The 22,898-nt window shown below is 46.3% G+C and carries 21 protein-coding genes and 1 tRNA gene; 3 read left to right on the top strand and 19 right to left on the bottom strand.

What is annotated here, in order from left to right; translation table 11 throughout:
* The first annotated feature begins 56 nt into the window (after window positions 1-56).
* From FLB61_RS05880 to FLB61_RS05890, 3 genes are all read left to right on the top strand, one after another.
* Complete coding sequence (locus tag FLB61_RS05880) at window positions 57-1,103, top strand: alcohol dehydrogenase (RefSeq protein WP_221919647.1); 1,047 nt, start codon at window positions 57-59, stop codon at window positions 1,101-1,103.
* 101 nt (window positions 1,104-1,204) lie between these two features.
* Window positions 1,205-1,277, top strand: a tRNA-Thr gene (locus FLB61_RS05885).
* Window positions 1,278-1,399: 122 nt separating this feature from the next.
* Window positions 1,400-1,903, top strand: coding sequence for a DUF6512 family protein (locus tag FLB61_RS05890; RefSeq protein WP_221919648.1), 504 nt, complete (start codon window positions 1,400-1,402; stop codon window positions 1,901-1,903).
* 94 nt (window positions 1,904-1,997) lie between these two features.
* On the opposite strand, the gene FLB61_RS05895 is transcribed toward FLB61_RS05890, so the two are convergent.
* From FLB61_RS05895 to FLB61_RS05985, 19 genes are all read right to left on the bottom strand, one after another.
* Complete coding sequence (locus tag FLB61_RS05895; RefSeq protein WP_087199009.1) at window positions 1,998-3,890, bottom strand: ABC transporter ATP-binding protein; 1,893 nt, start codon at window positions 3,888-3,890, stop codon at window positions 1,998-2,000.
* Entirely contained in the window at window positions 3,883-5,616 is a 1,734-nt protein-coding gene (locus FLB61_RS05900) for an ABC transporter ATP-binding protein (RefSeq protein WP_221919649.1), read from the bottom strand. Before FLB61_RS05900 ends, FLB61_RS05895 begins: the two co-directional genes overlap by 8 nt.
* Entirely contained in the window at window positions 5,597-6,097 is a 501-nt protein-coding gene (locus tag FLB61_RS05905) for a MarR family winged helix-turn-helix transcriptional regulator (RefSeq protein WP_087210435.1), read from the bottom strand. Before FLB61_RS05905 ends, FLB61_RS05900 begins: the two co-directional genes overlap by 20 nt.
* A gap of 180 nt (window positions 6,098-6,277) precedes the next feature.
* Complete coding sequence (locus tag FLB61_RS05910; RefSeq protein WP_221919674.1) at window positions 6,278-7,276, bottom strand: LacI family DNA-binding transcriptional regulator; 999 nt, start codon at window positions 7,274-7,276, stop codon at window positions 6,278-6,280.
* 132 nt (window positions 7,277-7,408) lie between these two features.
* Window positions 7,409-8,332 carry a D-ribose ABC transporter substrate-binding protein gene (locus tag FLB61_RS05915; protein WP_221919650.1) on the bottom strand — a complete coding sequence of 308 codons (924 nt, stop codon included), beginning with the start codon at window positions 8,330-8,332 and terminating at the stop codon, window positions 7,409-7,411.
* 18 nt (window positions 8,333-8,350) lie between these two features.
* Window positions 8,351-9,286 carry an ABC transporter permease gene (locus FLB61_RS05920; RefSeq protein ID WP_221919651.1) on the bottom strand — a complete coding sequence of 312 codons (936 nt, stop codon included), beginning with the start codon at window positions 9,284-9,286 and terminating at the stop codon, window positions 8,351-8,353.
* Entirely contained in the window at window positions 9,279-10,769 is a 1,491-nt protein-coding gene (locus FLB61_RS05925; protein ID WP_221919652.1) for a sugar ABC transporter ATP-binding protein, read from the bottom strand. Before FLB61_RS05925 ends, FLB61_RS05920 begins: the two co-directional genes overlap by 8 nt.
* A 13-nt stretch (window positions 10,770-10,782) precedes the next feature.
* A complete protein-coding gene (gene rbsD, locus FLB61_RS05930; protein ID WP_087199002.1) occupies window positions 10,783-11,193 on the bottom strand; it encodes a D-ribose pyranase in 411 nt (136 codons plus the stop codon).
* A gap of 1 nt (window position 11,194) precedes the next feature.
* On the bottom strand, window positions 11,195-12,085 hold the full coding sequence (gene rbsK / locus FLB61_RS05935) for a ribokinase (protein WP_087199001.1): 891 nt from the start codon (window positions 12,083-12,085) through the stop codon (window positions 11,195-11,197).
* A gap of 293 nt (window positions 12,086-12,378) precedes the next feature.
* Entirely contained in the window at window positions 12,379-14,955 is a 2,577-nt protein-coding gene (locus FLB61_RS05940; RefSeq protein ID WP_246599131.1) for a M64 family metallopeptidase, read from the bottom strand.
* A gap of 188 nt (window positions 14,956-15,143) precedes the next feature.
* Window positions 15,144-15,755, bottom strand: coding sequence for a sigma-70 family RNA polymerase sigma factor (locus tag FLB61_RS05945; protein WP_087198999.1), 612 nt, complete (start codon window positions 15,753-15,755; stop codon window positions 15,144-15,146).
* A gap of 17 nt (window positions 15,756-15,772) precedes the next feature.
* Window positions 15,773-16,525, bottom strand: a complete 753-nt coding sequence (gene rlmB, locus FLB61_RS05950) for a 23S rRNA (guanosine(2251)-2'-O)-methyltransferase RlmB (RefSeq protein WP_087198998.1) — start codon at window positions 16,523-16,525, stop codon at window positions 15,773-15,775.
* A 1-nt stretch (window position 16,526) separates the two neighbouring features.
* Entirely contained in the window at window positions 16,527-16,979 is a 453-nt protein-coding gene (locus FLB61_RS05955; protein ID WP_087198997.1) for a Mini-ribonuclease 3, read from the bottom strand.
* The gene (cysS, locus tag FLB61_RS05960) at window positions 16,964-18,370 is read right to left on the bottom strand and encodes a cysteine--tRNA ligase (RefSeq protein ID WP_087198996.1); all 1,407 of its coding nucleotides are present in this window, start codon (window positions 18,368-18,370) and stop codon (window positions 16,964-16,966) included. Before cysS ends, FLB61_RS05955 begins: the two co-directional genes overlap by 16 nt.
* A 37-nt stretch (window positions 18,371-18,407) precedes the next feature.
* Window positions 18,408-19,559 carry a GNAT family N-acetyltransferase gene (locus FLB61_RS05965; protein ID WP_221919653.1) on the bottom strand — a complete coding sequence of 384 codons (1,152 nt, stop codon included), beginning with the start codon at window positions 19,557-19,559 and terminating at the stop codon, window positions 18,408-18,410.
* A gap of 4 nt (window positions 19,560-19,563) precedes the next feature.
* Window positions 19,564-20,112, bottom strand: coding sequence for a 2-C-methyl-D-erythritol 2,4-cyclodiphosphate synthase (gene ispF, locus FLB61_RS05970; RefSeq protein WP_330625516.1), 549 nt, complete (start codon window positions 20,110-20,112; stop codon window positions 19,564-19,566).
* Window positions 20,109-20,456 carry a hypothetical protein gene (locus FLB61_RS05975; protein WP_221919654.1) on the bottom strand — a complete coding sequence of 116 codons (348 nt, stop codon included), beginning with the start codon at window positions 20,454-20,456 and terminating at the stop codon, window positions 20,109-20,111. The genes ispF and FLB61_RS05975 overlap by 4 nt, the downstream gene beginning before the upstream one ends.
* A gap of 96 nt (window positions 20,457-20,552) precedes the next feature.
* Window positions 20,553-22,169 (bottom strand): hypothetical protein, encoded by a 1,617-nt coding sequence (locus FLB61_RS05980; RefSeq protein ID WP_221919655.1) that lies wholly within the window; start codon window positions 22,167-22,169, stop codon window positions 20,553-20,555.
* The gene (locus tag FLB61_RS05985) at window positions 22,162-22,875 is read right to left on the bottom strand and encodes an ABC transporter ATP-binding protein (RefSeq protein ID WP_087198991.1); all 714 of its coding nucleotides are present in this window, start codon (window positions 22,873-22,875) and stop codon (window positions 22,162-22,164) included. The genes FLB61_RS05980 and FLB61_RS05985 overlap by 8 nt, the downstream gene beginning before the upstream one ends.
* Between the last annotated feature and the right edge of the window lie 23 nt (window positions 22,876-22,898).

Below are 22,898 nucleotides of genomic sequence, written 5' to 3' on the forward strand. Positions count from 1 at the left end.
AATAAACACAGTAGAAAAATCCAAAATTCATATTCAAGGAGGTGCTTTAGCCCATCATGAAAGCATTAGTATACAAAGGAAATCGAACGATCGCACTGGAGGAGAAACCACGCCCGTCTCTTCTTTCCCCCACAGATGCCATCGTCCGGGTGACCCTTTCCACGATCTGTTCCAGCGATATCCATATTCTGCACGGAGCCGTGCCACGGGCCGTTCCGGGCGTGACTCTGGGCCATGAATTTGTCGGCGTTGTGGAGGAGATCGGTCCTTCCGTAAAAAAGTTCTCGCCCGGAGACAGGGTAGCTGTCAATGTGGAGACATTCTGCGGAGAATGTTTTTACTGCAGGAGGGGCTATGTCAATAACTGTACGGATCCGGACGGAGGATGGGCTTTGGGCTGCCGGATCGATGGGGGACAGGCAGAATATGCAAGAATCCCTTATGCCGATCAAGGACTTGCCAAAATCCCGGATGCCGTCTCCGATGAAGCGGCACTATTTACCGGGGATCTTTTGTCCACTGGATACTGGGCGTCCGATCTGGCTGAAATCAAAAAGGGAGACACAATCGCCGTCATCGGAGCCGGACCGGCCGGACTTTGTACGATGCTCTGTGCCCGCCGCTACGAACCGGAGTGTATCATCGCCATCGACCGCTCTTTGGAACGATTGACTTTTGCGAAAGAACATCACATGGCAGATGTCACATATTGCCCGCAGGACATTTCTGCTCTGGAAGCCCAGATCCGTTCCCTCACTTCCGGCAGAGGTGCGGACGCAGTTCTGGAAGCAGCAGGCGGGTCTGACACGTTCGAGATGGCATGGAGGATCGCGCGTCCTAATGCAGTCGTCGTCCTTGTAGCCATGTACGAAAAAGCACAGATCCTTCCGCTCCCGGAAATGTACGGAAAGAACCTGACATGGAAATCAGGCGGCGTGGACGCCTGCCATTTAGACGACATTCTGACTCTCATCGAAGAGGGAAGACTTGACGCCACACCGCTTCTGACACACAAGTGTCGTCTGTCCGAGATACAGGATGCATATCAGGTTTTTGAAGCACAGGCAGATGGTGTTTTGAAATATGCTGTCTACCCAGACTAACAAACCGGCAGCCATCAACATCTGTGAGAACAGCAGGAATTTCCTCTTTTTATCTTGACATCTTACGATTTTCAAGATACAATATATAGGCATGTTGATGTGCTGCCTTGGCTCAGTCGGTAGAGCGTCGCCTTGGTAAGGCGGAGGTCGGGGGTTCAAGTCCCCTAGGCAGCTTTGATCGGAACCTTTGATTATCAAAGGTTCTTTTTTATTCTTACATAGACGTCTATTCTTCTCCACGAATGCATATCCTATATCTATTGAATGCATCCTGTTCTTCAGGAGAGGGAGGTCATATGAAAAACGTAAAGTTTTACTCGGTTCTTGGATTTTTGTTCGTATCTGCTGCTGGTTCCATCTGGCATTTTGTCTACGGATGGTCCGGGAGCAATCCGATTGTCGCCCTTTTCTTCCCGATCAACGAATCAACGTGGGAACATATGAAACTGCTCTTTTTTCCCATGCTTCTCTACTCCCTTTTTTGGTCTTGGAAGTATAGGAAGGTCAAACGCGATCTGCTCCCGATACTATGTGTCGGAATCCTTGGCGGGACTTTTGCTATTCCGGTTCTTTTCTACACTTACACGGGTATTCTGGGATTTCACACGCTTTTTCTGGATATCAGTGTTTTTATCCTTTCTGTCGGTTTCGCATTTTTCCTGTCATACCGGCTTATCGAAAATCATCGAAAAATCGGAAGGGCTTCTGTCATTTTTGTTGTTCTTCTTGCCATCTTTTTTGCCCTCTTTACGTATTTTCCGCCTGATATCCCTCTCTTTCAAAATCCGCCGGTTTCCTGATGCCTTCTCCATACGCCTTTATACAAACACAACACAAAAAACGCTTTTCCCAGACAGCGCATTTCTGTCCGGAAAAAGCGTTTTTCTGTTTTGTCTATGACAGTTCCAGTTTTCCTGTGTAAAGCTGATAGTATGTTCCTTTCTGAGCGATAAGATCTTTGTGGTCGCCTCGTTCGATGATGCGTCCATGTTCCAGCACCATGATGGCGTCGCTGTTTCGGATTGTTGACAGTCTGTGTGCGATAACAAAGACTGTACGTCCTTTCATCAAGTTATCCATACCTTGCTGTACGATACTTTCCGTACGGGTATCGATGCTGGATGTCGCTTCATCCAGGATAAGCACCGGCGGATTGGCAACCGCAGCCCTCGCTATGGCAAGAAGCTGTCTCTGTCCCTGGGAGAGTTCTTCCCCGTCTCCGCTCAGTCTCGTATTATATCCATCCGGCAGCATTCTGATAAACTGGTCTGCATGTGCAAGCCGTGCTGCTTCGTATACTTCTTCGTCTGTGGCATCAAGCTTACCGTATCGGATATTTTCCATGATCGTTCCCGTAAACAGGTGGGTATCCTGAAGAACGATGCCAAGAGACCGTCTCAGGTCTGCCTTTTTGATCTTATTGATATTTATGCCATCGTACCGGATCTTTCCGTCCTGCACGTCGTAGAAACGGTTGATCAGGTTGGTAATGGTTGTTTTTCCCGCACCTGTCGATCCGACGAAAGCCAGCTTCTGTCCCGGCTTTGCATAAAGTGTCACGTCGTGGAGTACCATCTTTTCATCCGTATATCCAAATGTCATATCAAAGAAACGGACATCTCCTTTTAATTCCGTGTAGGTCACTGTACCTTCCGCCTTGTGCGGATGTTTCCATGCCCACATACCGGTTCTTTCTTTGCACTCTACAATGTTGCCGTCCTCGTCTCTTCGCGCATTGACAAGGGTTACATAACCTTCATCCACTTCCGGCTCCTCATCGATCATATTGAAGATCCGTTCTGCACCTGCAAGTGCCATGACAATGGAGTTGAACTGCTGTGCCACCTGCATAAACGGCTGGGTAAAGCTTTTTGTAAACTGGAGATAGGACGCCATGACGCCGAGCGTGATTCCGCCTACTCCTGCCACGGAGAGAAAGCCTCCGAGTACTGCTGTGAGTACAAACTGCAGGTTCCCGATATTTCCGATGATCGGTCCCATCATGTTTGCAAATGTATTCGCATTGGCTGCGCTGTCGTAGAGCTGTTCGTTCAGCCTGTCAAACTCTTCTTCCGATACCCGTTCATGGTTGAACACTTTGATGACTCTCTGCCCATTCATTCTCTCCTCCACAAACCCGGTCACATCAGCGAGGGCGATCTGCTGTCTTAAGAAATATTTTCCGCTGTTTCCGCCGATCTTCTTTGTCACAAAGATCAGCACGAATATCATCACGACAGCCAGAATTGTGAGAAGCGGACTTAGTGCTACCATAGATATGAACGTCACAACGATCGTGATAGAGGACATCAATACCTGCGGGATGGACTGGTTGATCATCTGTCGCAGAGTGTCGGTGTCGTTGGTATAAAGACTCATGATAGAGCCGTTTGTGTTCTGGTCAAAATACCGGATCGGCAGTTTCTGCATATGTTCAAACATATCGTCCCGGACTTCTTTTAACACTCCCTGGCCAATATAAACCATCAGTCTTGTGTAGATGAAAGATGCCAGGATTCCCATCAGGAAGATGGTTCCAAGTACGGTCAGCGCCATGTAAAGTTCTGAAAAATCCGGCGTCTTTTTCCCGATCAGCGGAATGATATAATCATCCAGCAGGAATTTCAGGGACAAAGACACTGATATCGATGCTATGGAGCTGATGATAATGCAGATGAACACAGCGATAAACTGCAGCTTAAAACGTCTTGTCACGTATCCAAGAAGTCGTTTTCCGGTCTTAATCGTATTTCTTGAGACCCTTACTTTATCGTCTTTCTTATTCATTGTCTGCACCTCCCTTAACCTGTGATTCGTAAACTTCCCGATAAATCTTATTTGTCTTTAAGAGTTCTTCGGATGTGCCGATTCCATCAATGCGGCCGTCTTCCATGACGATGATCACATCGGCATCCTCCACAGATGAAACTCTCTGGGCGATAATGATCTTGGTCGTATCCGGAATTTCTTCCCGGAATGCCTTTCGGATCAGAGCGTCTGTCTTTGTGTCAACTGCACTTGTAGAATCGTCGAGGATCAGGATTTTGGGGTTCTTCAGAAGTGCGCGGGCAATACAAAGACGCTGTCTCTGCCCTCCGGAAACGTTGTTTCCTCCCTGCACGATCATCGTGTTGTACTTGGCTGGAAATTCCTGTACAAACCCGTCTGCCTGGGCAAGCTTACATACTCTCTGCACTTCTTCGTCGCTGGCATTTTCATCTCCCCAGCGGATATTTTCGTAAATTGTCCCTGAGAAGAGCACGTTTTTCTGAAGCACCATGGACACCTGGTCACGGAGTGCTTCCAGATTGTATTCCCTTACATCGATCCCTCCGACTTTTACAGATCCTTTCGTCACATCGTAAAGCCTAGGAATAAGCTGGACAAACGTGGATTTTGCACTTCCTGTACCGCCGATGATCCCCACAGTCTGCCCTGATTTGATATGGATATTGACATCTTTCAGAGAAAGATTTCCGCCTTCTCCTGCATAGCTGAAGTCCACATGATCGAAATCGATGCTTCCGTCCGGGATTTCTTTGACTGCGTCTTCTTTGTCCTGCATCTCCGGAACTTCATCCAGGACTTCCACAATACGGTCACTGGATGCCTCCGCGATCATAATCATAACAAACACAAAAGATACCATCATCAGTGAACTTAAGATCTGGATGGCATAGACGATGACACTTGTGAGTTCCCCGGTTTCCATCGTCTGGAATACGATGCTGCGTCCGCCGATCAGTACCATGATAAGGATGACGGAATACATGAAAAACTGCATGGTCGGGGAATTCCACGCAACGATTTTCTCCGCTTTCGTAAAGAGATCATAGACCGTTTGAGAAATCTTGTGGAATTTCTCGATTTCATGGTCTTCCCTCACGTACGCTTTTACAACACGTGCGGCATTGACGTTTTCCTGAACGCCGTTATTCAGTATGTCATACTCGTCGAATACTTTGATAAAGTGCGGATGTGCTTTCTTCGCAATAAAGATCAGCACTCCTCCAAGAAGCGGAATGACGATAAGGAACAAGAGGGCGATCTGTCTGCTGATCGTCAGCGTCATAATGAGCGACAATACGATCATGATCGGAGCTCTTGCCAAAAGACGGATACTCATCATGTATGCCATCTGCACGTTGGTGATATCTGTTGTCATTCTCGTAACAAGGCTGGATGTGGAGAAATGGTCGATGTTTTTGAAAGAAAATTCCTGAACCTTGTAAAAAATATCATGTCTTAAATTCTTCGCATAACCTGCTCCTGCTCTGGCTGCATAATTTCCTGCCTTTGCGCCGAATATCAGGGCCAACATTGCCATGACAACAAGGATAATGCCCATTTTGACAATATATTCCAAATCGCCTTTGGCAATGCCGATATCAATGATCTTCGCCATCTGAAGAGGGATCAGCACTTCCATGAACACCTCCAGAATGACGAAAATCGGCGCCAGAACAGATTCTCTTTTATACTCTCGAATCGATTTAAAAAGTTTCCTGTTCATGTCTACCTCCCAAATTTTGATTTTCCTGTCTCTTTTCCGACAGATTTTCAAGCATTTGCCTCATCACATTCAGGCATACCTCAAAATTTTCTTTTGGTATCCCTTCCTTTAATTTTGCTTCTGTCTGCTTGATATTTGTCAGAATCTCCATGCGGATTTTCTCCGCTTTGGCAGTGGGAAGGATCCGCTTCAGACGCGCATCTTTCTCCACACTCTGCCTGTAAATAAAGCCATTTTTCTCCATCAGCTGGAGGATCCCGCTTGCTGTGGATCTCCGTATTTTGAATTCTTTTTCGATATCTTTCTGATAAATGTCTCTTACCATTGTCTCAAACAAAATGTATGTCAGGACATGTTTCTGCATCGGCGTCAGCCCGGTTCCGGTCTCCGGCATCGCACTGCGGCGTTTCAGCTGATGGGAAAGCATATGGATCAATCTTCCGGCATGATTTTGCCGCGTTTTCTCAAATTCTTCATCCATTTCTCCGCTCCTTTTTTATTTGTTCGCTTCCTAACAATAGGATTATAACGGGTATGAATTGATGTGTCAAGTATTTTTCTTTTTTTAAAGGCGGAGTTGGCAATTCCTTAAGGAAATAAGGAATTGCCAGCTCCGCCCGCATCTTCTTTTGCTCTTTATAAAAATTGACAGTTTTATTTTTTACAGAGCCTGATGACTCTTCTTTCTTGTCGTATCCCTCTCGACAAGTTTTACATCAAAAATGTTCTCCTGCTGGAACTCTCCTCCTTCCACATGCCGGATGATAATTCCTGCCGCCATAAATCCCATCTCCCGGATTGGCTGAGACACCGTGGTTATCTCCGGCGTGCACAGGCTGCTGAACCGTATGTCATCAAATCCGATCAGCTGTATTTCTTCGGGTATACGCCTCCCAACACCGGTCAGCACCTTATAGACAGAAATCGCTACCATATCATTGCAGGCGATAATCCCATCTGCCTTTGGAAATTTCCGAAGTATTTCTTTTGCAGCGCGTCTGCCGGCCTCATAATCATATGTACAGTCCACACACTGCTCTTTGATTCCATATTTTCTGCAGGTATCAAGGTATCCTTGATATCGCTGCTTACCGCTTGAATACGCCTGAGGCCCCCGAAGACATACAATGTTTTTACACCCGCACTTTACCAGATGCTCTGCTGCCAGGCAGCCTCCTTTATAGTGATTCGCCTCGATAAAAGCGGTACCGCTCACACCTGTCAGCTTACGATCCACAACAACCACCGGAAGCTGACAGTCTTTCAGCACACGGCTTGTGCTGTCGCAGTTTGTTGTAATGATAATACCTTCTGCACGCATCTGAACAAGCATCTGGATATTCATCATCTCTTTTTTCGGATCATCATCTGAATTGCAGAGCAGCATTTTGTATCCTGCGTGGTAAGTCTGTTCTTCCACCGCTTTGGCCAGCTCACTGAAAAAAGGGTTTTCAATATCCGGTACGATAACGCCAATGATTTTTGATGATTTTTGGTACAGAGCCCGTGCCAGCTCATTTGGCATAAATCCTGTCTGACGGATTGCTTCCAGCACTCTTCGGCGCTTCTCCTCATCCACATTTGCCGTTCCATTCATTACTCTGGATACAGTTGCGGGGGACACCCCTGCTATTTTTGCTACTTCTCTTATACTGGTCATGTATGTATCCTTACTCCTTCCGGTCTTGAAAGCTGTTTCATGTTTCATTATATTTTTCTCCATGCTTTCTGTCAACCCGGGGTAAGCCAATACCCCGGCGGTGTATCGCCAGGGTATTGCGTTATCTGTTTTCTATTTTGTGATCAGTTCCACTTCTACAGGGATTTCCTTTTCCACCGTCTCGCCGTTGATCAGCTTGATGGCTGTATCAACTGCTGTTTCTCCCATGAGGTCTGGTTTCTGAGCCACTGTAGCCGCCATTCGTCCTTCCTTGATCGCAGTAAGGGCATCGTCTGTAGCGTCGAATCCCACAACAACAATATCACGGTTTCCGATAGCTTCCACTGCTCCTAAAGCCATCTCGTCGTTATGTGCAAATACTCCTTTGATGTCTGAGTCTGCCTGAAGCATGTTTTCCATGACTGTCATTCCTTCAGATCGACTGAAGTTTGCTGTCTGACTGGACACGACATCCAGCTTTTCATCGGCAACGATGTGGAATCCTTCCCCTCTGTCGATGGTAGCGCTGGCGCCCGGCACACCTTCGATCTCAGCCGTTTTTGCTCCTTCTCCGACCAGGCTTACCATATACTCAGTGGCCATTCTTGCCCCTTCCACATTGTCCGATGCAATGGCACAGTCCACTTCTACTCCATTCACAACACGATCTACGGAGATAACTTTGATCCCTCTTGAAACTGCATCCTGCACAGCAGGTGCAACTGCATCAGAATCGACCGGGTTGACGATCAGAACACTGATATTCCTCGAAATCAAATCCTCAATGTCGCTTGTCTGTTTCGCCGCATCGTCTCCGGCATCCACGACGATCAGTTCCACGCCTTCTTTTTCTGCTTTTGCTTCTGCTCCTTCACTCAATGTCACAAAGAACGGGTTATTCAAAGTTGAAACGGAAAATCCAATGTTTCCATTTCCGCCGCTTTCTCCTGCTGTAAGGCTCCCTTCTTCTCCATCGATGGTAATAGCATTACATCCTGTCATGGTAAATCCAACAAATGCAGCCAGCATCACTGCCGCTATCTTTTTGATCCACATAATATTCTCTCCTTTTCTTTAACGCTTTCTATCTGATAAAACTGCGATAAGAATAACAATACCTTTTACAACATCCTGATAATAGGAAGATACACCCAGAATATTCAGACCATTGTTGAGTACCGCAATGATCAGAACGCCCACAAACGTTCCCCAGATCCGGCCTCTTCCTCCGTTCATACTTGTCCCGCCAAGAGCTACCGACGCGATGGCATCCAGCTCATATCCGTCTCCAAGATTTGGCTGTGCAGAGCCAAGCCTGGAAAGAAGGATCAGTCCTGAAAGCGCTGCCATTGCACCAGAGATGGCATATACTGCCATCTTTGTCCTTTGAATGTTCACACCGGCAAGTCTGGCTGCCTGCGCATTGCTTCCTGTAGCGTACACTCTTCTTCCGAATGTCGTTTTTTCAAGGATGAACATGAAAAGAACGAAGATCAGGATAAAGAGGATAACAGGGATCGGAATGTGATAAAAATTTCCTTTTCCTACGACTTTCAATGTAAAGCTGTCTCCCAGATTGGAGATCGGCTTTCCATCCATGTAGATCATTGTCAGACCTCTGTATACTGTCATTGTAACGAGTGTGGCAATAAATGGCTGCAGTCTTCCTTTTGTCACAAGTATACCACTGATAAGACCAAGTCCTGTTCCTATGACAAGCGCCAGCAGCATGGCAGCTCCTACCGGCATCCCGTTTGCTATCAGTCCGGCACAGAGTGCTGTGGACAGCGCCAACACAGATCCCACAGAAAGATCAATACCGCCTGTCAGGATTACCGCCGTCATACCAAATGCGATCAGTCCGTTAATGGAAGACTGACGCAGCAGAGAAAGAAAGTTTCCAACCGTTCTGAATTCAGGACTGATAACCCCGATTACGATGACTAGAAGAACCAGCGCGATCAAAGCGCCCATATCTTGTATTTTATTGATGGTTTTTTGCTTATTCATTTAAATTTCCTCCCGTTGCCAGAATCATAATGTTTTCCTGGTTTGCCTCTTCCTTACTTAAAACGCCTCTGACAAGACCTTCCCTCACAACCATGATGCGGTCTGCCATTCCAAGCACCTCCGGCAATTCGGATGACACCATGATGACAGCTACTCCCTTTGCGGCAAGGTCATTGATAATATGATAGATTTCCTTTTTCGCTCCAATGTCTACTCCCCTCGTAGGTTCGTCCAAAATCAGCACTTTTGGATCTGTATAGATCCATTTCGCAAATACGACTTTCTGCTGGTTTCCTCCGCTTAGATTATTGCTTTCGTGTTCCGGGCCAAAACATTTGATGTGCAGTTCTTCGATCCCTTTCTTTACAAGATCCTGTTCTTCTTTTTTGTTTATGACTCCGTGCCGGGAGATACGGCCGAGATTTGCAAGGGAAATATTTTTCCGGATGCTTTCTTCCAGCATCAGCCCTTCTGTCTTGCGGTCTTCTGTGATAAATCCAAGGCCGTTTCTCATGGCCTGCTCCGGACTGTGGTTTTGTATCTCTTTTCCGTACAGAGAGATCTTTCCTGTCACATGGGGCATATTTCCGAAGATCGCCTGCATGATCTCAGTTCTTCCGGCGCCCATCAGACCGGATACGCCGAGGACTTCTCCGGCGTGTACCTCGAAGGACACATTTTTAAATACTCCCGGGCAAGTCAGGTTTTCTACCTTAAGAGCAACTTCGCCAATCTTGACATTCCGGGATGGATACCGTTCGCCGATTTCCCGTCCGATCATCATTTTGACGACGTCGTTCATATCCGTGTCCGCTATACGCTTTGTATCAATGTAGGCTCCGTCCCTCAGGACTGTGATCCTGTCGCAAAGCTGGAAGATTTCCTCCATCCTGTGTGATATGTATACGATTGAAACTCCTTTTTTTCTCAATGAATTGATGACCTGAAAAAGTACCTCCGTCTCACTTTGCGTGAGTGCGGCTGTCGGCTCATCCATAATGATTACCTTGGCGTCTACCATCAGTGCCTTTGCGATCTCAATCATCTGCTGCTGTCCCACAGACAACTCGCTCATCTTCTGTTCCGGGGAGATTTTCACGCCCAGTCTGTCCAGGATTTTTTTTACTTCCGCGCGCATGGCTTTCTTATCACAAATCCCAAACCGATTTCGGATTTCTTTCCCCAAAAACATGTTTTCTTCCACTGTCAGATCAAAAAGGACATTCAGTTCCTGGTGAATAAATACAATTCCCGCTTTTTCCGCCTCCTGAGGGTTTTTGTAGCATACTTCCTGTCCGTCTACAATGACCTGACCTGCGTCTTTTGTGTACACGCCTGTCAGTATTTTCATCAAAGTGGATTTACCAGCTCCGTTTTCCCCCATCAATGCATGTATCTCGCCATGATCCAGCAGAAAACCAGCATTTTTTAAAACCGCATTTCCGCCAAACGATTTGTTAATGCCCCGCATTTCAATCTGCATGTCTCTCCCTCCTTTAAAATATACACCCCGACTGCAGGATGATATTTGCATACGGCGTCGTTTCCCCTGTGCGGATGACCGCCTTGCATTCTTTTGTCATCAGTTTCAAGTCACTGTGAGGCACGAATTCGATCCGATTACCCTCCAGTCCGTTTTCTTTCAGATACTCTGTGACTTCCTCCAGCAAGTCCTGGCTCTTTTCTTTGATCTCTTCTGCCAGGACAACTTTTTCAATTTTCATGTCATCCCCCACAGCCTTCAGAACTTCCATAAAAGATGGAAGGCCAAACTTGACAGCCAGGTCGATCCGCTCCGGACCTTCCGGCACAGGAAGACCACAGTCTCCGATACAGATCCGGTCCGTGTGTCCCATATAGGAAAGAACCGCTGAAATGTCACTGTTTAATATTCCTTTTTTCTTCACCTTACTTCTCCTCCAGTTCTTTTTCCACTTCTTCTGCCAGCGGCATTCCGCTCTGTGCTCCGAATTTTTCTGTCGAAAGCCCTGCGGCTGTATTGGCATACAAAAGAGCCTGTTCGATATCGTCGCCCTGGCATATCCTTACCGAAAATGCACCATTTAATGTGTCACCTGCACCGGTCGTATCCACTACACTGCTCTTTCTTGCCGGCACGTGAAGAATCTGTCCGCTTTTCATACAGGTAACCACACCTTCTGATCCCTGAGTGATAACCAGTTTTTCCGGATACTTTTTCAGCATTTCCTCGGTTTTTGTCTCTTCTCCAAAAATCAGACGCGCTTCATGTTCATTTGGCGTAAGATAGCTGACCATTTCCACGATATCTGTCGGCACCTTCGCTGCAGGAGCCGGATTCAACACAGTAGGTATCCCTTTTTCATAGCACCATTTTATAAGATAATGCACTGTTTCCAGGGGAATTTCATGCTGAAAAACGACCATATCATATCCTTCCAGTTCCCTGCAGATGCTTTCTGCATATGTTTTGTCTGCTTTTCCGTTTGCTCCTGGGACAACAACGATCGTATTATCATTTTCCCCTACTGTGATCAAGGCAATCCCTGTCGGAACACCTTTCAGCACATGGATGTGGTCTGTCTTTACTCCGGACTCTTTCAGATTATCCAGAAGCTTTCTCCCATTATCGTCATCGCCCACACAGCCAAACATTTCTACTTCCGCCCCAAGTCTTGCCATGGCGACTGCCTGGTTCGCTCCTTTCCCTCCCGGAATCAAACGGACATTGTCCCCTCGCAGCGTCTCTCCTTTCAAAGGAATCCTCTCTGCCGTCACTGTCATATCCATGTTGATGCTTCCCACTACCGCAATTTTCATTCCCTTGTTCTCCTTTCTTTGTGAAACCGGTTTCAAATCATTTCCTAAATAAAGATCTCTATTTTGAGATCCTTGATCTTCTTTTTCAGTTTCTTCTTGAAACCGGTTTCAAATCCTGGTCATATTATAGTTCCGCCGTCTCTGTATGTCAATCCCCTTTGCACCTTTTCGTCATTAATACAAACTTTTCTTTTTCATTTTTGTGTATTTTTAACAAAAAGATGTACAAAGGTCAGCATGGAATCCCTTGTACATCTTATTGAAACTATCTTTTTTCTGCTACACTGGCATTCTTATCTTCTTTTTCTTCTATAAACAATCGTTGCTGCTATTACCAAAAGCGCTGCTATTCCACTATAGATCCATAAACTTGCCTGGGCAGTATCCCCGGTCTTGATTGCCTCTTCTTCTCCTTTGCTAGGATCGGAAGTTTTGTCTGTACCCTGAGGTTCGTTCGTATCCTGAGGTTTACTGGTGTCCTGAGGATCTTTTCCGGGATCCGTTTCCCCGGCTTTTTGGATTTCATAAGTTGTCCACCCACGCGCCAGAGGAAGATGATATGTAGTACCGTCCAGCACCACTTCCGTCGTGTCCTGCCCTTCAGGAGGAACCAATTCTGCCCTGACGTGGTATATGCCTGCCTCGGAAGGTGCCTGGGAAAGTTCTTTTCCAGGCTGTCCGTTTTCGTCTTCAAAATAAGTCATTCGGTAAGTCATTCCTGGCACTTCCTTACCAAGAACATAAGTGTGGAAATATGGCGCAAGATCGAATGCCGTGCCGTTTTCCACAAATTCTTCCTCATAAGCTCTGCTCAGAACAGGAGCATAGTCCCATCCATACCATGTGTAATAGAGCGCTTTTAGGAACTCTGTCCTCTGGGAATCCTTCTGCTGATCATCTGACGCACGGTAGCCTTCTTCCTTTCCTGTGAAATAGTTCAGGAGTTCCATGGCTGCGTATTCCATCCCTGCCTCATCAGCTGTCGTATATACAGTGAAACGTTTGTTTGTGACTGTGGCGCCTTTTTTTACATTTTCATCGTTGATGAGAACGATCGTTGCTTTATAGTAGGAGGTCACTACATTATTTCCGATGTACATTGCCCCGTTTGTACTATAATCTGTCGGGACAACAGTTCCGTTTTCATCATATGTGAGTCGAAAATAAGTGTCTTTCTCCTCCGTTCCGATACCGGACTGTTCAGATACCGCTTCCACTGTATGATAGTTCATATAAGTATCTGCTTCTTTATATGGTTCTGTGTTCCTGAAATATCCGATGAATTCATTTGCCTTCTTTTCGAACGCATCCTGCTCTTCTGCCGTATAGCCTTCTCCTGTAAACACAATCGTCTTATTGTTGTAATACGGCATTGCTCCCGGATATTCTCCCGTATCATGATTGGAAACTGCCGTTGCTTTGAAAGAAATAGAGAAATCTCTGCTTGTCCTGCTGATCAGATTCCCTGTTTCTTTGTCGTAAGCTGACAATACAACCTGATAACGTCCTGGTTTGATCGGAGCTTCCTCACTGTCATAATCGTATGTGATCTCTGCCGCATACGGGATTGTTCCGGTATAATGGGCCTCTACCGTATATTCCCCATCGTAATCCAGCGTGTAATCAAGTTTGGCCGGTTTTCCGTCATACACTTTTGATTCCACTGTCAGATTAAACAAATCCTGTGGCTCGATGGTATACACAGCTGACTGTGTGCAGGCATCGTATGTGTCATTTCCCGCAAAAGAAGCTTCTATCGTATATGTCCCCTGAGCGTACGGGATTCCTGAAACTACATTTCCTGCCTCATCTTTGTACACAAGAGAGAGTGCGTCTCCAAGCTGATCCCCGGTAATCTCATTATCTCCTTTCCGGAGAATAAAGTACTGCCGCATATCCGTTCCCTGTCCCTCAGGCTGTTCATAGATCACATCTGCATATTGCTGATAGAACAGCTTCGTCACATTGGAATCCTGGCAAAATGTCTTTCGTATCTGTTCTTTACAGACTTCACAGAACGCATATTGTTTCCCAAGGAATCTCATCTTACAGTTTTCATGCGGTCGATACCATCCATCTCCTCCATTATCGTACTCGTACACTCCTACTCCATTTTTCCCGATAAATCTGCTCCACTTTACCTTTTCCGGATCGGACTCGGCCGTCATGTTTGCATATTCTCCCGCATAGCTTTCCCCTGCGAAATATTCATCTGCAAGCTTTGCTGTTGTATGTCCCAGCTCGTGGAGCATCATTTCCAATGACTCGCTGTTCAGAGAAGCGACACACGTATTTCCTCCGCTTCCTCCATAAGTTGTTGCGTTGACGATTACCACATTGTAATCTGCATTCGGAAGGTAAGCTTCCGTAAGTTCTTTTGCCCTCCTGGATCCCTCCTCACTGATAGTAAGCAGCCTCTGCATTCCGCCGGACCAATATGCAGAGCCGAAATATGTATCTCTCGTATCCGCATCTGCCTGCTCCTGGTTGATAGCCTTGTCCCCTTTTGCTCCTGATTCATTCGATACCACTCCAAGCGCATAGATCTTTATCGTATCTGTAAATTCATCCCACGGAGAGGTAGCCATGACATAGTCCGCTGTCTTTTGGGCTTCATCAAAAAATGTCTGCTGCTGATCTGCTGTAAATCCATCTCCCAGAATCAGCAATACAAACGCGTCTTCATCCGGCAAATCCGGATCTCCATACACCAAATGTGGATTCGGATCCGGAACTGCAGGATTTTGTGATTCGTTTCCTCCTGTTTCCTCCGCCTGGACATGAAGCAAAGGTGTCTGTGAAACTCCCGCCAATACTCCCAAAACAAGTGTCAGCATTACTGCAATTCCTTTCTTCACACTCCTTTTCATTCCGTTTTCCTCCTTCCTTATTTCTATTTTTATCGTATCACATAAAATCGGGCGATACAACATCTATATGATCAAAGTGTCGAAACTCAACGGTTTTTACTTGTTTTTTTCGTTATTTTATACAAAAAGACCCGCCTCCCTTCTCTTGGAAGGGCTGCAGGTCTTCCCACTTACTCATGCAGTCCGTATTATTCATCCAGCAGTTCTCCTGCTTTTGCTTTGATTCTCTGCAATGCGTTATCAATTGTCTTTGGACTTTTTCCAAGCAGGTTTGCGATCGTCTTGTAGTCTGTCCCAAGCAGATGCAGGCAGAGTACTCTATTTTCCAGATCACTTAGCTTGTCTTCCAGCTTTTTCATGAAAGAGTCTTCCTGCTCTTTTCCGATGAGCAGCTCTTCCGGGTTGTTATTGAGACTCAAATCCTGTCTTCCCAGCATCTCCGCCTCTTTTTCTTCAGTAATCTCCACATTGTCATAGAGGGAAACATAAGAATTCAGCGGGAGATGTTTCTTTCTCCGGGAAGCCCGGATGGCAGTATAAAGCTGACGGGTCACGCAGACCTGGGCAAATCCTGCAAATGTAGTCTCCATCTTTTCGTCATAATCCTGCACCGCCTTGAACAGGCCGATCATCCCTTCCTGGATCAGGTCGTCACTGTCACCGCCCAGCAAATACATCGCTTTTGCCTTTTTCTTTACCATGGATTTGTACTTTTCCATGATAAAATCCATGATCTCACATTCGCCGCCGCGAAGTCTCCTGATCAGTTCTTCGTCTGTGATAGATCCGTAATCAGACATATCGGACATTCCTTCTTTTACATTGTTCTCTGGCGGACAATCTCATATGCCAGTACCCCCGCCGCCACAGAGGCATTCAGTGAGTCGATATCCCCTTTCATCGGTATCGAAGCGGTAAAGTCGCAGGCTTCTTTGACAAGTCTTGAGACACCTTCCCCTTCGTTTCCGATCACGAGGCCGATTGGCCCCTTCAGATTGACGCGGTACATTGTCTCTCCATCCATATCAGCGCAGACGAACCACAATCCTCTTTCTTTTAGTTCCTCCATCGTCTTTACCAGATTGGTCACTTTTGCCACCGGCGTGTAGTTTAGCGCACCTGCGGACGTCTTTGCAACCGTGGATGTAAGTCCTGCTGCCCGGCGTTTCGGGATGATGACGCCGTGGGCTCCCGCCAGATTCGCTGTACGGATGATCGCCCCAAGATTGTGAGGATCTTCGATATTGTCCAAAATCAACAGAAATGGATCCTCCCCTCTTTCTTTAGCCAGTTCAAACATATCTTCGATATCTGCGTATTCGTAGGCTGCAGCGAAGGCAATGACTCCCTGGTGTTTTCCTGTCTCGGAGAGCTGGGAAAGCCGTTCTTTTGCAACGAAATTCAGAATTGTATCGTGCTTTTTTGCTTCCCTGACAATGCTGCGGATTGGTCCGTCCTGACATCCATCGAGGATGAATACTTTATCAATCGGTTTTCCGGAGCGAAATGCCTCGAGAACCGCATTTCTTCCTTCAATCAACAGTTCGTTTCGTTCTTTTTGTTCCTTCATCCTATTCCTCTTCTTTCTCATTTAAGCCATCCAGGCCGATTTTTATCAGATCGATCATTCGTCTGTATTCCTTTTTCAGATAGAGATACCCCAGAAGCGCTTCAAACCCGGTAGCCCTGCGGTAGTCTGTGATAGACTGGTTCTTGGCTGGAGACACCGATTTTGCATTCCTTCCCCTGCGGTATACTGCACGCTCCTCCTCAGTAAGATGCTCCTGCATAAAGCGCATCATGTAAGACTGAGCTGCCGCCTGCACATAACGGCTCGTCTCTTTCTGCATCTGGTTAACCGGCTGATTGCCCTTTCTTACGATCATCGTTTTGATAACCAGGTCAAAGATGCAATCCCCAATAAAGGCCAGTGTGAGAGGCGAATAACTCCTGATATCCACCTCTCCCATCTCAAGCACTTCCTTCATATAAGAATCCAGTTCAAATCTTATGCTCGTTTCCATTGTACTCCTTCTCGCGTATCCTTTAAAATGATCCCTTTTGCAAGCAGTTCATCACGAATCTCATCTGCACGTTTGAAGTTCTTTTCTTTTCTTGCCTGCTGGCGTTCCTCGATCAGTGCTTCGATGTCGTCATCAAGCATCTCTTCTTTCTTGTCGACAATCAGACCGAGCACATCGGAAAGTTTCACGATCTGATCAAAAAGTACGTTCAGGTATGCTGCGGAACTTTCCTCGCCTGCCGTTGTGTTGGCATACTTTACAAGTTCAAAGATAGCTGTCACTGCATCCGCCGTGTTAAAGTCATCATCCATCGCTTCCTCGAATGCTTTTACATATTCTTCTGTCTTCTCTGCCTGTGCTTTTTCTTCATCGCTCATCTCTTCAGTCTTTGCAAGAGAACGGAGATATTTCAGATTATCCACTGCATTGACAATCCGTTCGAGGCCATTCTTGGATGCTTCCATCAGATCCGCGCTGAAATTCAGCGGGCTTCTGTAATGAGCGCTCAGCATAAAAAATCTCAGAACCTGGAGATCATACTGCTTTCCGATCTCGCGGACTGTGCGGAAGTTTCCAAGAGACTTGGACATTTTTTTATTGTCAATATTTAAGAATCCATTGTGCAGCCAGTAGCGTGCAAATTCTACTCCATTGCATGCTTCGGACTGTGCGATCTCGTTTTCATGGTGCGGAAATACAAGGTCTTCCCCTCCCGCATGGATATCGATCTGTTCGCCCAGATATTTTCTGGACATCTCAGAGCATTCGATGTGCCATCCTGGGCGGCCATTGCTCCACGGAGACTGCCAGTATGGCTCTCCATCTTTCTTCGGTTTCCACAGGACGAAATCAAGAGAATCTTCTTTTTCATCCTGACCAGATACGAGGAGTTCTCTTCCCCCTGACTGAAGGTCATCCAGATTTTTGTGGGAAAGCTTTCCATAATCTTTGAATTTCCTTGTGCGATAATATACGGTGCCGTTCTTTTCGTAGGCGTATCCTTTGTCGATGAGTTCCTGGATCATTGCGATCATTCCTGGAATCTCCTGTGTGGCAAGAGGATGTACTGTGGCCGGTTTTACATTCATATCCGCCATATCCTTCTTGCATTCTTCGATATAACGGCTGGCAATCTCATCGGCCGTCACACCTTCTTCCATCGCTTTTTTGATGATCTTGTCATCCACATCGGTAAAATTGGAGACAAAATTCACTTCGTATCCTTTGTATTCAAAATATCTTCTCACGGTGTCAAAGACGATCATCGGCCTTGCATTTCCGATGTGGATAAAATTGTATACCGTCGGTCCGCACACATACATCTTGACCTTTCCTTCTTCCAACGGTACGAACTCTTCTTTCTGTCTTGTCATTGTGTTGTATAATTTCATCCGACTTCTTCCTCCTTTTGTTTTGTACTCTGTTTGTCTATACAATCTCATTTAAAAAGACCGGGCACAGCGGACGAATATTTCTTAAAAACAAATTTTCCTTTTTTTCTTTGGTGCCTTCTGTCTCTTCCGCCCGACAGCCGAAGCATCGCACTGTGAGATCTTCGATCCCATATGCATCGTCCCCCGCCTCTTCACTTATTTTCTCTGCTCTTATATATGAATTCTCCTTGCCGGTTAACTTCCATGTCCCGGTATTTTCCTGGAGCATCCTGTCTTTTACCTGAAAGACCTCTGTGAAATCCACCTCTGCCGTAAGGCACTCCAAAAATGTCTTCAGGTGGATGATCCGTGCCATGATCACAGGAATCTGCCTTCGTCCGGCCTTTTTCAAATTTACCTGCATCCACTCATCGATGTGTTTTGGTATACCGGAGATCTTTGCTTCCCGGACATTCTTTTCTTTCATCCAGAAAAACAGGCCGCTCAAAAGTTCCGGCCGCTCAAAAAGCGGCTCCCTCACTTCCATCCGTCTTCCATCGGAAGCCACCAGTACCATCCCCGCAAGACTTCCTTCCTCCTCAAAAAGAAGGATTCCTCCGTTTTCGCTTTGCTGCTCCTCCAGAAGCATCTGATAATAGGCATCCGTCCGTTTGGCCCGGACCATATCTTCTTTTCCCAGAAGCTTCTCCGCAAACGCTGCCATCTTGCCGCATTCTTCCTCCCTGGCATACCGGATCGTTGTCTTTCCCGGATATTTGACCTCCTGGATTTCTTCTTCGGGAACATCGTATACAGTCTGGCGATATATGAACCGAAAACCATGGGGTGCATAGATTGCTTCTGCCGCCGGCATCAAAAAGGTAAACGGCTCTTGCCTTTGATACATTTCTCCGGCCGAGCATTTCAAAAGCGCAGCCATATATCCGCGCCCTCTGTACGCTTGCTTTGTGGCAACAGCGACAATATAATGAAGCATCTTTTCTTTATTATTGACTGATATCATATATGGATTCAGATGAAGCATAGAGCAAAGTTTCTCTTCCTCCTCGACGACATAGATCTCATTTTCCTTCGTCTTACAATAATAATAATAATCGAGAAACTGTTTGTCATCCTCCGTAAAAATTTCTTCCCAGAGCGGCCTTGTGGCGAAATGCTCTTCCTTTGACAATCTTCTCTGCTTCATAGCCCTATTCCTGCCTTGCACCACACCCTGGACATCCGCTGCATCCGCCGGAAGACTGCGTCACATCAAAACTTCGGTTCATAGCCTTTTCCAGGCAGCAGATTGCCTGGGCAGAAATCCCTTCTCCTGTTCCGGTAAATCCAAGGCCTTCTTCCGTGGTCGCCTTCACATTGACCTGGTCTGTATCAATCTGGAGGGCTCTGGCAATATTTTCCCGCATCTCTTCGATATAAGGCCGCATCTTCGGCTTCTGCGCGATGATGGTAGCATCGATGTTTTCTATAATATAAAGATTTTCTTCCAGAAGTTCTCCTACATGTTCCAGCAGCCTGACGCTGGAGATTCCTCTGTATTTTTCATCTGTATCCGGGAAATGTTTCCCGATATCTCCGAGAGCCGCCGCCCCCAGAAGAGCATCCATGATGGCATGCAAAAGTACATCCGCATCCGAATGTCCCAAAAGTCCTTTTTCATAAGGAATCATGACTCCTCCGATGATCAGATCCCGGTCTTCCACCAGTCTGTGCACGTCATAACCCATTCCTACTCTCACAGAATTTCGTCCTCCTTCATTTCTCCCGTCTCCGCTTTCTCTTCTTCCGTACCCTTTTCTGTCTCAGACTCGAATTCCTCTTCCTGCACGAGACTTCTGTTTTCTTCTTCTCTCCTTGCTTCTTCTGCTGCCTCTTCCGCCTCTTCCTCCTCACGGATCAGACCTTTTATATTCATGACGATGGCAAAAACGCCGATCGCAAGAAACAGTACCGCACAGCACAGGAACAGCACCGTATTTTTCTCTCCGCTTCCCCATACATCTTTTGCAAGTCCAAATCCCAAATATGCCAGGTATCCTCCCACGACAATCATCAGAATCCTTCTTACCTTGTTATCGATCATTTGTCTTTTCCTCCTGATAGTTTCTTTCCATCCGGAAAATCATACCGGATTTTATCCCAATACTGCCATTTTAACACATCTGTATGAAAAATGCACTTATTTTACCCGGAATGTCTTCGGAGCATAACGGTAGACAAGCACAAGCGCGATGACTGTGTAGGCGACTGTCACTATCAAAACTCCTGCCGTAAAAGCAAGTCCTCCTGTCTGCACTTGCAGGCAGATGTAGCTTATCACATACATTGCCAGATTGATCGCCCGGAAAAATGGGTTCTTTATATTCATTTCCTCTGAGTACGGCTGAAATACATAGTACATAAACAGATGATGCACTGTAAAAAATACTGACAGCATCAAAACCGCCGCCGCAAAAAGCACAGTCTCCGGATTCAAAGGAGCAAGTCCGCATATTGCGCGCAGTACGATGGCCGCAGCGCTGATGGCCGCCCCCACGATAAGGTTGTAGACTGAGATTCTTATAAGCCGGATTTTAAAATTTTTCAGAATCACTTCCGGATTTCTGTAAAAGCCAAATTTCAGCATACTTTTATCGCAGTTGTAGAACATGGCCTTGCAGGCCTTTTCCGCCACCGTCACAGCGTACATGATAAACACAAGAAGCGGCAGCATACTCGTGATTTGCCGACAGATGTAAGCAGCCACGGCAGGATTTGCCACCCGTAGTCCTACCATACATGCAAACAACACGAAGATGATCGCCAGGCGATAATACACAGGCCTGATAAGCTGCCTTCTGTGTCTTGCAAAAAACAGTGCGTTGAAATAAGCATACCCTGTCAGGCCCTGCTTTCTCAGATCTTTTGTGTGATCGATCTGGAGATCCTTCTCTTTCATTCCCACTTCTTTCGCGGCAGACTGGTTGCCTGCAGATTTCATCAGTTCTGATGTGATCCATTTTGGATCTATCGTCCGGTGCATCTTCATCCGATACCCTTTGTAGCCTTTCAGAACATACCAAAGAGATCCGGCACCCAGTATCAGCAGAACAAGCAGAACCGCCGGGTGCAGCAGGATGGAAGCCGGAACCGGGACGATACCGGATGCCAGAGGGCCATATGCCGCCGGCACGCAGAGGAGTATCATGATCCAGCTGATCTTTGTAGATCTGCTCACAAAGAACTCTTTTTTATCGTACAGCACTACTTGGAATGCTTCCGCCATAGCCCGGAACATCATAAGGACAAACCACAACAGCGCACCTTTGTACAAAGGTGCGTGAAACAACCACGCACACACGAGAAAACATGGCAAAAAATATACGAAAAACGGTACATAAATATACACGAGATAGGATCTGACATAGTTCAGCGGATCCATCTTCATGTAGATCAGACACGTGTATTTTTCCCTTGTCACTTTAAAAACCACGCTGTCCGTCCCGCCAAGTATACAGTTCAGGAAAAACACAATGCTGACCACACTGTCAAACTCTGTTCCATCCGGCATCTTTTGATCTAACAAAACAATCGGAAGGATGACAAAAATCATCATATAAAGGATCTTTCCGGCCAGCTTTGTAAGCTGACCTATGATCATCGTAAACACTGCAACGATCTGTTTTAACTCTTTCTTTCCGTATACACTTTCCGGGATTTTCTTCCCTATGATCCAAAGGCGGCTCAGATAATAAAGAAAGACATTCGCATTGATGGCCGCCCTCATGCTAATCAGCTGACGTAATGTTCTAACCATGGCTTTCCTCATCTTTCAGTAATTCTATGATCTGTTCCTCAAAATCTTTGCTTTTCAGCATTTCGTGGTCCAAAAGGCTTAAGTGGCCTTCACTCAGCACGACAATCTCATCACATAAGTCCGTCGCAAGCTGCAGGATGTGGGTGGAAAAAATGATGACGTGATCTTTCTTCATACTGCGAAGAAGCTGTTTCATCTCCAGCGCCACGACGACGTCAAAAGAAGTCAGCGGTTCATCCAGAAGGATAACCGGAGGTTTCGCGATCATAAAACAGATCATCTGGATCTTGTTTTTCATTCCGTGGGAATATCCTTTGATCAGACGTTTCCGATCCTCCGGAGCGATCTGTACGATATCAAAGCACTCCTCCATTGTGAGATCTTTTGAAATCTTGTCCTGATTGATGTCCATGAAAAACCGGACAAACTCTTCCCCGGTAAGAAAATCCGGAAGGATCGGGACGGAGAGCACATATCCTACGTCGTCCGGAAAAAGCGTCCTCTTTTCATCTTCCCCCGTACTTAAGAATGCCTCCCCAAAGTCCGGTTGGATTTCATCGCTCAGGCAGTTGAAAAGCGTCGTCTTTCCGGCGCCGTTTCGCCCAAGCAGCCCATAGATCTTTCCTTTTTCAAATGTAAATGTACAGTCTTTCAGCACCGTTTTGGCACCAAATGATTTTTGGATCTTCTCCAGTCTTAATTCCATACTTTTCCCCTTTCTCCTTGCCT

The sequence above is a fragment of the Sellimonas caecigallum genome (assembly GCF_019754295.1).
Lineage (GTDB): Bacteria > Bacillota > Clostridia > Lachnospirales > Lachnospiraceae > Sellimonas > Sellimonas caecigallum.